Annotated in this window: 8 protein-coding genes and 1 pseudogene; 2 read left to right on the top strand and 7 right to left on the bottom strand. The window is 68.2% G+C overall.

The window, feature by feature from the left end; genetic code table 11:
* Nucleotides 1-13: 13 nt before the first annotated feature.
* Nucleotides 14-1,702, bottom strand: a complete 1,689-nt coding sequence (locus tag LVJ94_22575) for a serine/threonine protein kinase (protein WXB10000.1) — start codon at nt 1,700-1,702, stop codon at nt 14-16.
* A 116-nt stretch (nt 1,703-1,818) separates the two neighbouring features.
* The gene (locus LVJ94_22570; protein WXB09999.1) at nt 1,819-3,498 is read right to left on the bottom strand and encodes an ATP-binding cassette domain-containing protein; all 1,680 of its coding nucleotides are present in this window, start codon (nt 3,496-3,498) and stop codon (nt 1,819-1,821) included.
* A gap of 95 nt (nt 3,499-3,593) precedes the next feature.
* Here LVJ94_22570 and LVJ94_22565 point away from each other — a divergent pair, with 95 nt between their 5' ends.
* Both LVJ94_22565 and LVJ94_22560 read left to right on the top strand, forming a co-directional pair.
* The gene (locus LVJ94_22565) at nt 3,594-6,986 is read left to right on the top strand and encodes a protein kinase (GenBank protein ID WXB09998.1); all 3,393 of its coding nucleotides are present in this window, start codon (nt 3,594-3,596) and stop codon (nt 6,984-6,986) included.
* 21 nt (nt 6,987-7,007) lie between these two features.
* On the top strand, nt 7,008-7,397 hold the full coding sequence (locus LVJ94_22560; protein ID WXB09997.1) for a YkgJ family cysteine cluster protein: 390 nt from the start codon (nt 7,008-7,010) through the stop codon (nt 7,395-7,397).
* A gap of 254 nt (nt 7,398-7,651) precedes the next feature.
* Here the strand turns inward: LVJ94_22560 and LVJ94_22555 are convergent.
* The 5 genes and pseudogenes from LVJ94_22555 to LVJ94_22535 form a co-directional block, all read right to left on the bottom strand.
* A pseudogene (locus tag LVJ94_22555) lies at nt 7,652-7,834 on the bottom strand (hypothetical protein).
* 1,676 nt (nt 7,835-9,510) lie between these two features.
* Entirely contained in the window at nt 9,511-10,668 is a 1,158-nt protein-coding gene (locus LVJ94_22550) for a FecR family protein (GenBank protein ID WXB09996.1), read from the bottom strand.
* Nucleotides 10,665-11,318 (bottom strand): sigma-70 family RNA polymerase sigma factor, encoded by a 654-nt coding sequence (locus LVJ94_22545; protein ID WXB09995.1) that lies wholly within the window; start codon nt 11,316-11,318, stop codon nt 10,665-10,667. Before LVJ94_22545 ends, LVJ94_22550 begins: the two co-directional genes overlap by 4 nt.
* Before the next feature lie 46 nt (nt 11,319-11,364).
* Nucleotides 11,365-12,291 (bottom strand): hypothetical protein, encoded by a 927-nt coding sequence (locus LVJ94_22540; GenBank protein ID WXB09994.1) that lies wholly within the window; start codon nt 12,289-12,291, stop codon nt 11,365-11,367.
* A 17-nt stretch (nt 12,292-12,308) separates the two neighbouring features.
* Complete coding sequence (locus LVJ94_22535) at nt 12,309-12,803, bottom strand: hypothetical protein (GenBank protein WXB09993.1); 495 nt, start codon at nt 12,801-12,803, stop codon at nt 12,309-12,311.
* Nucleotides 12,804-12,819: the final 16 nt, after the last annotated feature.

Below are 12,819 nucleotides of genomic sequence, written 5' to 3'. Positions count from 1 at the left end.
GTCGGCCGTTACCTTAGTCGTCGAAGGTCTTTCGCTCGGTGGGCAGCTTGATCGACCCGAAGGGATCCTCTGGGGGATCCTCGCGCGGCGTGGGCGCGGGGCGGATGCGCGCATTTTCCGCGGCGTCCACGATGGCGGCGGCGACACCATCCCGATGGCCCGCATCGAGTGCCGTGGCTTCGCGTTTGACGACGCGGCGCTTGGGCGCGGACGGAGCACGCTCACCCGGGGCGGAGACGCGCTCCGCGGGGGCGGGATTGCCGAGCGCAATGGCGTCGGGGAATGCTCCGTCGGGCGTGATGACCACCTGGGTCGTTCGCAGGCGGCCCGCGGCGGTGAGCCCTATTTCGTGGCGGCTTCCGAGCTCGCCCACGACTTCCACGTACCCCGTCGGCGAGGGCACCGTGCGCTGCCCATCGACGAGGACTTCCTCCGCGGGGGGCACGTGCACCCAGACGGAGCGCGCCGCCGACATCAACGTCCCCGTTTGCGGGAGCATTCCCGCCGGTGTGATCGGTGCCGGCTCCGCCGATGCCGCCGATGCGACGGGCGTGACCGATGTGACCGCGGCGTGGATCGCGCGGGACACCGAGGAACCGCGCGTGCGCCAGAGCCCCATGACCGCGAGGAGCACCACCGCCATGGCGATGGCCCCGAGCACCGCCGTCAGCAGGGAGCCCTTGTCCGGTCGCGTGGCGACGGAACCTTGCAGCGTCTGATCCCAGCTGCGCGCGTTGACCCCAGGCCCCGCTTGCGGGGCCGCTCCTGCATCGTCGAAGCGCCGCGACGACGATGGCTCGAACCCCGCGCGCTGCTCCTCGGTGATCGGCCCCACGTCGGCCGGTGCAATGCGCAGATCGCCCACGATGGTCGCGATGCCGTGGGCCATCTCGCCGGCGGACTGAAACCGCGCGGACGGCGGAATGGCGATCGCGCGCTCGACGAAGGCCACCATCTCCGGCGGAACCCAGGGCGCGACCTCGGAAAGCGGCCGTGCGGGTTCCGTGCAGATTGCATACATCAAACGAACCAGCGTATCGGCGGTCGGGTGCGGCGTCTGACCGGAGAGCAGCCGATAGAGCACGGCGCCCAGCGAGAAAAGATCGCTTCGATGATCCAGGGTCGGCAGGTCCTGCGCCTGCTCCGGCGACATGTAGTGCGGCGAGCCCACGACCTGACCGCCCATCGCCGCCGGGTCATCGTCGAGATCTCGCACCTTGGCGATGCCGAAATCGAGCACCTTGACCACGACCTCGTCCGCCTCGAGCGAGAGAAAGATGTTCGCCGGCTTGACGTCGCGGTGGACGATGCCCGCGGCGTGCGCCTTCGAGAGGCCCAAGGCGGCCTGGCCCACGATGCTGAACGCCAGCTCGGGCGCGAGCGGACCGAATCGCTTGATGAGCGTGTGCAGGCTCTCGCCGCGCAGAAGCTCCATCACCAGGTAGCGGCGGCCCGTATCGCGGTCGGTGCCGGCGTCGAACACCTGCACGATGTGCTCCGCGTCGAGCGTGCCCGCGGCGTATGCCTCGTGGCGAAAGCGATCGCTCGCCACCGCCTCGTTCACCGCGGGCTGTTCGTAGAGCAATTTTACGGCGACCGCGCGGCCGGTGACCATGTGGCGCGCTTCGAACACCTCGCCCATGCCACCGGTGCCGATGGATCGTTCAAGACGGTACTTTTCGCCGATGATCGTTCCAAGCATGCCGACGGGAGCCCTGGGGTAGAGCTTTACGACATCCCATGGTGCTCCATTCGGAGCGAAATCGCCAGCGAACTGAACTACAGCATCGGCGCAACGAGGCACCGAGCGGGAAGGGGCTATTTCCGCAAATAATCGCGGCCTTCGCGCTCCAGGTACTCGTCGTACGTGCCACCGAACTCGACCACCGTGGCGGCTTCACGTTTCTCACCCGTCCCACCTTCGCCGGGCTGTAGCTCGAGGACGCGGTTGGTGAGCTCGGCAACGAAGTGCCGGTCGTGGCTGACCACGACCACCGTTCCGGGGAACGGCTTCAACCCATCGAGCAGACCCTCGATGGACTCGATGTCCAGGTGGTTGGTCGGCTCGTCGAGCACCAGAACATTGTGCTTTTGCAGCAGCAACTTCGCCAAGAGAAGGCGCGCCGACTCGCCACCGGAGAGCGCCTCGATCTTCTTCAGCGCGGCCTCGCCCGAGAAGAGGAGACGCCCGAGGATCGCGCGAATCGACTCTTGGGTCGCCGTCTTGTCGAAGGAGTACAGCCACTCGTACGCCGTCAGGCCCTTGGCCGTCTCGCCGAGCGCCTCGTGGTGATCCTGCGCGAAGTAGCCCACGCTGGTCTCGTGGCCCCAGCGGATCTCGCCGGTGTCGGGCTTGAGCGTTTCCTTCTTGGTGTCCGCGTCCAAGTTGGCGGAGGAGCCGACGATCAACTTCAGCAACGTGGATTTGCCGATGCCGTTCGGGCCGATGACGGCCATCTTGTCGCCGCGGTTCAAGTTGAGGCTCAGGCCCTTGAAGATCTTCTTCTCGGGGCCGAAGGCCTTGTCGACACCGTCCACGCGGAGGACATCGCGGCCGCTGGGCTTGTCCAGCTCGAAGCGCACGAAGGGACGCACGAGGCTCGATCGTTTCAGCTCCTTCACCTCGAGCTTCTCGATCTGCTTCACACGCGACTGCGCCTGCTTGCTCTTCGAAGCGTGCGACCCGAAGCGGTCGACGAACTGTTGCAGCTCCGCAATTTTCTTCTTCGCCGCGGCGTTTTGCGCCTGCGCGCGCTGGCGGGTCTCGTACTTCTCCTCGACGAAGTCCGTGTAGTTGCCGGTGTAGACCGTGATGGTCTGGTAGTCGACGTCCGCCATGTGCGTGGCGACCGCGTTGAGGAAGTGCCGGTCGTGCGAGACGATGACCAGTGTGCCCTTGTAGTCGACGAGGAACTGCTCGAGCCATCGGATCGAGTCGAGGTCGAGGTGGTTCGTCGGCTCGTCGAGCAGGAGCACGTCCGGGTGCAGGAAGAGCACCTGCGCCAGAAGCACCCGCAGCTTGTAGCCGGCGGCGAGGGTGCTCATCGGATCACTGTGCTTGTGCGTCGGAATGCCGAGGCCGACGAGGAGCTCCGCGGCTTCGCTTTCCGCGACGTAGCCGTTCTCCTCGGCAATGACGCCTTCCAGCTCGCCCAGGCGGATGCCGATCTCGTCCGTGACCTCACCGGCAAGAAGGGTTTCCTTCTCGGCCATGGCGTCCCAGAGGGCCTTGTTGCCCATCAGAACGGCGTCCAAAATGCGCTCTTTGTCGTACGCAAAGTGGTTTTGCTTGAGGACGCCGAGCCGCAACGACGATGGAATACTGATGGATCCCATGTCGGATTCTTCATCCCCCGCGAGCATTTTCAGCAGGGTCGACTTGCCGGCGCCGTTGGCTCCGACCAAGCCATAACGCTTGCCGGGGTCGAACTGCATCGACACGTTCTCGAAGAGAATCTTGGGTCCGAATCGTTTGGTGAGGTTCTCGAGAAGAATCACGGGCCCCTTCCTACCAAAGAAGCGAAAGTCGTCGAGGGAAAAGCTGGAAAATCGTGGCGGTTTTTCGTGTGGCAGCGGATGATGAGTGAATCACCGTGAAAGGACCGTGGACCTACGTCAGCGGCCTGCTCGATCTCCCGCGGATGCATGACCCTGCAGAGCGGCGCGCTTCGTGGCGGCAGGCTTTGGCGACTCTCGCCCGAGTGAGCGTGCAAGATGGGCCCAGCCCGCTCGACGGCCTTCATCCGGATGCCCTCGTCAAAGTGGTGCGCGTGGCGCTCCACGATGGCCTGGTGGACGATTTGGATTGGCTGGCACCCCCCGCCTCGGGCGCGGCGCTCTATGCGCTTGCCGCCGCGCTCCCCCCAGGCCCGGAGCAGCGCGAAATGGGGCGGCGTGTCCTCGGGCGCCTGAACGCCGCGAACGCGGAGACCTTCGTGGCGATGGCCACGCGCATGGCGCTGGGCTCCGGGAAGGGCCTGGGCACGTCGGCGGTGCGTGCGCGGGTGGCGCTGGTGGTGGATTTGCCCTTGGCGCTGGGGGTTCGCGATGGGCCGCTGGCCTATGGGCTGTGCGCCTCGCGCGAGCTCGCGCGGGAGTGGATCGTGATGCCGTCCAGCGGCTCGCTGCACGCGCGGCGGATCGCGGCGCGGCTCATGGAGCGGGCGGCGCGGGAGGCGGCCACGCGCGCGCAGCAAGGGGATGATCACGCGCTGCGCGTGTTCCAGGCCGATGGACTGCAGGAGGCGTGGCGGCGGTTGCTCGGGGACCGCGAATCGCTGGTGTGGCGCTCCATCGCGGTCGCGCGGGGCCTTTTGGCGCCGTTCGTTCCGGCGCTGAAGGCGGAGGTCGCGGGCGCGCTGGCGCCGGGCCTCACGCCGACGGAATGGCGCCGCGGGGCCACGTCGCTCGCGGCGATGGTGGCGGTGAGCCCCGATGTGGCGCTGCGCGGTGCGGTGCACGCGATCGACAGCGGCGCGCTGGAACGGGATGCGGGGATGACGGCGGCGTTCGCGTGGGGCTTGCCGCGCGCGGCGGAGGCCGAGCCCGATGCCGCGAAGGTGCTGCTCGAGCGGCTGGTGGCGCGCGCAGGGTTCGAGGCGTCGGAGGCCATTGCGGAGTTGCTCGCGGAGTACGGCAAAGGGTCGTTCGTGGAGCGCGCCGCGGCGAAAGCGTTTGCGGCGCTGGGGCGCATCAGCAACCCCGATCCATTCGTGCCCGACGATGCGGCGCAGGCCCTGGCCCGCGAGATTGCGCGCGATTTGAAGCGCGCGACGAGCGAGGAGCCTTCGCTGCGCGAGCAACTGGCGGCGGCACTGGAGCTTTTCGTCACGCACGGCGCGAAGCAGTCGTACGCCGCGGCGCGCGAGGTGCTCTCGGGGGCGGTGGCGGCGCTCGACACCCTGGACGTGCTCGCGCAGGACGAGGGCGAGGAGGGCCGCGGTGGATCGACGGCGCGGCGCACGTCGCTGGCCGTGGTGCGCGATCTGGACATCACCTTGCTCGAGCGCCACACGTTGTCGGATTTGCTCAAGCTCGGTGGCTCCGATGGCACGCGGCACGAAGACGAGCTCGACACCGTGCGCGAGCGCATCGCCTCGTGGATCCTGTCGCGCGAAACGGGAACGGGCGCGCATACGACGTTGCGCCTGCGGCGGCTCCGCGCGCTGATCCACCTCGTCGACAGCGACGTGGGTGCCTACGACGAGCCCGCACGCGCGGCGAAGCTTCGCACGCGGTGGTGCCGCATCGCGGGGGCGCTGGTCGAGCGGTTCGAGTCGGGGCCTCCGCCGGTGCTCGTGCGGACCTTGTCGGCGGCGCTCGCGCGGACGCTCGATGCGCTGGTGCGCGCGGAGGCCATCGAAACGGTGGATGCGCTGCTCGTGGGGGTCGGGGTGGGGGATGCCCTGGCGCCCGTGTTCGACGAGCCGGTCGCGTTTCGCGCGGCGCTGGCCACGGCGCCGGTGACGCACCTTCGCACCTTGGCCGAGGCGGCCATGGATCCCGATTTGAAGCACATGTTCGAGCGCTACGAGCGCTTCGTTCGTGCGTGCAGCCCGAGCAGTCTTTCCACGGGCAACAGCGAGCCCGCGCCGCTTCAAACGCAGATCGGGGCGCTGGACGAGCTGGCGCGCGAACTCTTTCTGCATCCGTCGAAGCGCGGTGAGGCGTTTCGGACGGCGCTGGTCGGTTTGCACGGCGCGCTGGTCGCCATCGAGGAGGCGCCCACGCTTTCGGCGCTGGTCGATCCCAGCGGCGGCGAGTACGGGCCTCTCGGCGCGCTGGAGACGCAGCTCTCCACGGTGCGGTACCTGGCGCGGTTCGCGCGCGGGCGGGTCGATGGCTCGCAGGTCGACACGCCGCCCGAACAAGCCACGGAAGAAGGCATCCGCGTGCTGGTCGCGCGGGCGGTTTCGGGGGCGGCGCCGCAGCTCACACGCGAGACCGTCGCCGGGTGCGAGGCTCGGCTCTTGAAAGACGTTCCGCCGTCGCTGGCGCGGGTCGTGTCGTCGGTGCTGGCGTACCTGCATGCGATGCCCGTCGACAGCGAAGTGGTGGACTCGCAGCACGTGCGCGTGGCGAAGCCGGATCCGCTGCCCTCGTGGGTGCCGCCCCGGCGCACCATCGGTGGCTTTTACATCGTGAAGGCGCTCGGCTCCGGAGGCTCGGGCAGCGTGTTCATCGTCAACCGGGTCGAAGATCGGCACGAGCCGAATGCGGAAAAGTTCGCGCTGAAGGTGCCCGATTATTCGGCCACGGCGGCGCGCACCCTGTCCGAGGCGGCGTTCTTGGATCTTTTCCGCGCGGAGGCCTCGGCGCTCATTGCGGTGCCGCAGCACAAGAACCTGGCACGCTTCGTCACGTTCGACCTGGCCGCGCGGCCGAAGCCCATTCTGGTGATGGAGCTCGTGGAGGGCGCCACCTTCGCCAATGTGATCGACTCGCGCGCGCTCGACATGCAGCGCTGCTTCGGCGTGCTCGATGACGTGCTGCGCGGCCTGGAGGCGATGCACGGTGTGGGCGTGGGCCACCTCGATCTAACGCCGTCGAACGTCGTGCTTCGCGCGGGGCACGACGGCGTGCTCGTGGACTTCGGCCTGGCCGGTCGCCACATCCGCCCCGGCTGCGCCACCGGTCCATACGGCGCACCCGAGGTCTGGGGCGCGACCAGCGGCAACGGCCCGCAATCGCCGCAGGCGGCCGACGTATACGCCTTCGGCTGCCTCGCCTTCGAGGCGCTCACCGGCATTCCGCTCTTTCAGGCCCCGAGCGAGATGGCCCTCATCGCGGCGCACATCGCCCACGATGGCCTTCCGCCGCGTCTGCGTGCGCTGGCCACGCGCGTCGGGCTCGCTCCGCTCGGCGAGGCCATCTTCTGGGCCCTGCGCCGCGACCCGACCTTGCGCCCCAGCATTTCCCAAGTGCGCAGCGATTTTGCGCAGGTCGCCTCACGCCTCTCCGGGTTGAAGTGGCCGCTCTCCATTTAGAAGAGTAAACCTCCCGTCCGAATGCCCACCCCCGTGACTGGAGAGCCCGATCCGAACGGCGCCGACTGTGTCGGTTGCGGCCGTTGTTGCCATCACCCGGCCCACACCGTGCACTTTTTGGAGAGCGACGATGTGCGGATGGGCAAGCGCCTGCTCGAGATTTACACCGAGGAGTACCGCTCCCCGCCGGGCTTTCGCTTCATGAAAAACGTCCCCGCGAACAACGGCATTGCCGGCGAAACACGGTGCGCAGGGCTCGACGTTTCGGTGCCCGAGCAATACCCATGCGCCGTCTACGAGGTGCGTCCGGAGGACTGCCGCATCGTCGAACCGGGATCGCCGGCGTGCCTCGAGGCACGCCGGCTCGGCCATCTCGGGAACTCGGTGGAGTTCCACCGCGCTCCCTCGTGATCAATGGACGATGTTGACGCAGTAGCCGTTGTTGCAGGGGATGCCGTTGCAGCAGTCGGTGGACTCCTTGCAAGATTGGCCGTAAAGCGAGCACGTTCCGGTGCCGCCGTCGGGGGTGGTCGTCGCGCCGCAGGTGCCCTTCACGGAGCCGGGCGGCGTGTTGCAGGTGAGGCCATTGCAGCAGTCCGCGTTGACGGTGCAGGCGTTGCCGGTCTGGCTGCATTGCGTGGTGGGCGGTGCGCAGCGGAGGGTGCCGCTGGCGTCGGGGAGGCACTTGGCGCCGTTGCAGCAGTTGGCCGAAAATGCGCAGGTCTGGCCGGTGGTGCGGCAGGCCAGGCCTCCGTCGGTGCCCACGACGTGGCATCGCGGAACGCCCACGGGATCGAGTTCGCAGTTCGTCTTCGACCCGAGGTGCTCGCAGCAGTCATTGCGCGCCGCGGAATTGCTGCACACGTAGTCCTTGAAGTGGCAGACGTTTCCTTCGGGGTTGCAGCTTCGCGGGTTGCGGCAGATGCCCACGGCGGCGCCGGGCTCTTTGTCGCAGGTGACGTTGCCGTCGCCGGGTAGGCCCGTACCGGCGGCGCCGCAGCAGTCCTTGTCCGCGCGACAAAGGTCACCGTTGACGCGGCAGCCGTTGGCGGGTTGGCAGATGTTCACGCCGGAGGGCGCGTACGGCGCGCAGAGGCGGCTGCAGCATGCCTCGCAGCCTTTGCCTTCGCACACCGTGCCGTCGACGCCGCCGTTGCAGTAGGTCGAACCCGTGGGGGCGCTGCAGGTGCCCAGGGTCGCGCCGGCGGTCTTGGTGCAGATGCCACCGCAGCAGTCTTCGGCGTGGGCGCACGCGTCGCCACCTTGAATGCAGTACGACGAGTTGAGCTGGCACACTCCCCCTTTGCACAGCTTGGAGCAGCAATCGCCGGCACCGGAGCACGCGTTGCCCGCCGTCTTGCACGTGCCACCGGGATTGAGCGGCTGGCAGGTGCCGCCCGAGCATTTGCCGCTGCAGCACGATTCGGGCGTGGTGCAGGCCTTCGAATCTTGAATGCACGCCGCCGCCGCACACTTGCCGCCTTCGCAGCGCAGGCTGCAGCAATCCGTCCCGTTGCCGCACGTCGCACCGGTCGCGGCGCATTGCCCGACGCCGCCGGTACACTTTTTCGTGGTGGCATCGCACGTGCCGGTGCAGCACTTTTCCCCCGAGGTGCAGGCGGTTCCGGACGGATCGCACGCCGATGGGACACCGCCATCGAAGACGCCAAATCCCCCGTCGGGCTCGACGACGTCCGGTCCGGCGTCGCCCCCATTGAAGATGGAGGCATCGTCGTTGCTGCCGCAGGCGAAGATCACCGCAGCGAAGAAGATGAGAAAAAGGACAGTACGGCGCATCGTCATGGCCCCAGGGTGGTTCGGCGTTTCCCGAATCAGGCAGGCCCGTGTCGATTAATTCTCAGCTGGGATGAACGCACGCGAATGTCGCGGGATCGCACACGGACTGGTCACTCGGGCAATCCGATGACACGAGGCAGCGTACGCATCTCCCTGAAATGAGATCGCATCGCGGATGACCTGCTGCGCAATCCGTATCCACGAGGCATTCCACACATCGGCCCGTGGCCACTTGGCATACGCGCGCCTTGTCCGAATTTTTGCACTCGCTGTGGGCCTGGCATTCTTTGCATATCTGCGATTCGGAGTGGCAACTCGAATTGCCAGGGCACGTGCCCCCGTCTTGGCACGAGGGGACGCAAACCTTCTGCGCGCAGAGCTGACCCGAAGGACAATCGTCGCGCGTGCCGCAGCCGATGCAGCGATGGAGTGCGGTGTCGCACCGGGGCAGGGGACCTGCGCAATGCGAATCGGAGGTGCACGCGACGCAGGCGCCGGAGGTGGTGTCGCAATGCAAATTGGATAAGGGGCAGATGCCGGCTTGGGTTCGGCAATCGACGGGTGGTGTCTGGCTATCGGTGCGGGCGTCGAGGGATGCGTCGAATGCGGTGCCGCCGTCGGTGGGATCGGTGAACTCGAGCTCTCCGTGGCATGCGGCGATACCCGTGAGGCGCGCGAGGCCTGCGAAAATCGCGAGGGCGAGAAAGCCGAAACGCATCGAGGGAGTCTATTCGCCGAGAAGCGCGCGCGCATCGGCGCGGGCGAATCCGTTGGGATAGCGGTCCAAGTAGTCCTTGGCCGCGGTGCGTGCGGAGGCGCGATCGATGTGCGTGAGCAGCCGCCAGCGCTCGACGGCGGCGCTTTCTGCGAGGGCGCTCTTGGGGTAGCGCGCGAGGAAGGTTTCGAACGTGGCAAGGGCACCGCGGGCGTTGCCGGCGCGCTTTTGATCCGTGGCGCGTGCGAAAAGGTCGTTCTGGGCGGAGAGATCCGAGGTCGACGTCTCGGGCGCGGCCACCGGGGCCGGTGCGGGTGGGGGCCGTTTGGCGCTCGCCCGAGCATTTCCTTGAGCTCTGCCTGGATCGCTGCCTGGATCGCTACCTGGATCTCTCCCCCTCCCCGAGCCCTCCCCCCGGGAGGGAGGGAGCACCAACGGGGGCTGTTGAGGAGGCGATGCGGCCGATGCACACGGCCACTCTTCGCCCGCGGCGACAGGCGTCTCGACGCCTCCGTGGCGCACGACCACCACGCCTTCGAGCACGCTCACGCGCGTGGTGCTTCCATTGCCGCAGGTGGCGTGCGGCTCGGCGGCCGCGACGCGGAATTGCGTGCCGCGGACCTCCACGTCGGCATCGGGCGTGCGCACCACGAAGCGGTCGCCTTCGCCCAGCTTCGAAACGCGCGCCTGCAGAGCGCCCTTGGCGAGCCAGTAAATCTGGTGGCGATTCTGCGAGAGCACCGACAGATCCGCCTCCGCCTCCAGGGCGAGGTGCGTGCCCGTCGTCAGGGTCAACGCCGCGTGCCCGCCCTGGGGCACCACCACGTGGTCGCCAGCTTGAACCTTCTTGCCCGACGCCAGCGCTTCGCGGGCACCGTCGCGCTCCACGTACGCGGCCTCGCCGCTCGCCTCCGCAACCGCCTCCACATGCGCGGGGCGTCCGCGCGCGAAAAGCGCAACCGCCGCGGCGGCCGCGAGAACCGCCACACCTGCACCGGCCCCGCGCGCGACCATCTTTCGCCGTGCGCGCTGCCGTATGGCACCGCGGACGGCGTCGATGCGCTGGGCGCGGGCGGCACCGTGCTGCCCCGGCTCGAATGCGTCATCCTCGGTGAGCTCACGGCGAAGTGCTCGTGCAGCGAGGTCGGCGTACTCGGGACCGCGGCTCATGGATCCACCCCCGTTTCGAGCGCACCCCGCAGCTCGGGATCTTCGGCGAGCCGCTCATGGAGCTCGCAGCGCCCGCGCACCAGCCGCGTCTGGGCGGCCGCGACGCTCACCCCCGTGATCGTGGCAATCTCGCGCAAATCGTAGCCGCACACATCGTGAAGCAGGAAGGTCCACGCCTTGTCCGGATGCAGCTCGCCCAGGTGCTGCCGCACCCGCTGCATCGTGTTGCGGGCGCTCAAGGTGCGGGACAGCTTCGACGGATCCAGATCGTCCGGTGGGGGCGGAGCGAAGATGAGCCGCTCGCGCTTGCGCCTGCGCAAGTGGTTGTACACTGCACGCGATGCGATGGTGGAGGCCCACGACTCGAGGGAGCACTCACCACGGTAGCGATCGAAGGACTGAATCAACTCGACCATGCTGAGCTGAATGAGGTCCTCGTAATCGGCGTCGCGCCGTCCGAGCAAGCGTTGGATCGTACGGCTGACGCACGGGTAGAGGCGGTCATGAAAGGCGGTGGCCGCCAGATCATCGTTCGCGCGGATGGCCGCGATGAGCTGCGCGTCGTCGAGCGCCGGCGTACGCGGGGAGGCCGGCGGAGAAGCCGGCGCCGGCGCGGGGCGCGAGGGGACGAGACGAAGCTTGGCCTGCACGATCCGGAGAGTAACCCGACGCCTCGAAAGCCAGGCAGGGCGCCCCTCAAAAGCGCACCCTCACGCCCAGCTCGCCCGTACCGCGGTACGGGGACAACGTGGCCTCTGTGTGGCCATTGACCACAATGTCCGTCTCGCCAAGGTTCGCGTGCAAGCCAAGCCCCGCGAGCGCGGCGATGCGCGGGGTGAAAAACCACGCTGCTGCGAGGCGAACGCGCGCGCCCGGCACCCAACGCCCCTCCGTGTGCGAGCCGTCGGTGCCATTTCGGGAGACCGCTTCGTGGGAAAGGGCGGCCTCGGCGGAAACGGCGAGTTCGTACGGGCGCCCCGGGCCCGCGAGCACGATGGGAACCTTGGCGCCGGCCGAAAGGGACGCGATGTCGATGCGGCCATCGATGTCCTTCATCGCGCCCGTGGACCAATCGGCGCTGGCCGTGACGCCGGCCTGCGGAACGATGAGGTAGGCCGCGCGAAGGCCACCGCCGAACGCCGTGGCATGGGCAGCCACGTGCACGTGCGCGCCCGCCTCCAGCTCGAAGGGGAATCGCGGCCACGAAGGACGTGCGGGCGGCGGCGTGGCGATCGGCGCGGGCGGTGCATCGAGCGCGGGCCCGAGCGGGCTCTCGGTGCGAATCATCGTCGCGAGCGTGAACCCGATGGTGCGGCCTCGTTCATCGAGTGCGTCGGCGTCGTTGAAGGAGAAGAAGCGATCCGTCCACCCCGCTTGCCCGCTCCAGTGCGCGTGCAGGGAAACGCGCCCGCCCTCCAGCCATCGCAACGTCACCACGGCATTCGCGTGGAGCCGGTCGGCGAGCGCCACCGCGTCGTCGTCCGAGGCGGGCGTGCGCGCATCGACCACCACGCGCGCCTCGGCTCCGAGCGCGCGTGACGTCGCCGCTGCCAGGCCCCCGATGAGCGGGGCCTGTGCCTCGCCCGGGGGAACCAGCAGCAGAATGACGACGCCTGCGCTCATGGGCGTGGGGGCCGCGGTTACGCGTCGCCGAAGACTGCTTTTTTCAGCTGACCGGAAACGTTGAAGTCCACGAGCTCGTTGTAGCCGCCCACGGCGGTGCCGGCGACGAAGACCACGGGCAGATCGTCTTCCTTGCACCGGGCCTCGCGCACCACGAAATCCTTCGTGGCGGCGTCGCCCGTGACGTCGAGCTTCTTGAACGCGATGGACGCCCCGGAGAGCAATTCCTCGATGCGGCCCAGCATGCGCGCATTCCGGTCCTTCTCGAAGTAGACCATGACGGGGGCCTGCTCCCGGACGATGGCGGTCCGCCCGCCCTCCCGGCGCAACTGGGCCAACCGTTCGCGGGCCTCGTGACGGCGCACGAGCTCTTCTTGGGAACAGATGGGTTGCCCCAAGGTCACGTTTACCCGCCGCAGAAGGTCCTTCGGGATGCGGATGGGGGCCAAGTTGTCGCCGAACGGCGTGGTGATGGCACGGTGAAGGGCGGATCGGAGGCTGCCTTTGAGCATGAATCCTCATACCATG

It is taken from the genome of Sorangiineae bacterium MSr11367, assembly GCA_037157805.1.
Taxonomy (GTDB): domain Bacteria; phylum Myxococcota_A; class Polyangia; order Polyangiales; family Polyangiaceae; genus Pendulispora; species Pendulispora rubella.
Note: the sequence above shows the minus strand (reverse complement) of the source record. Positions and strands in the feature narration are given on the sequence as shown.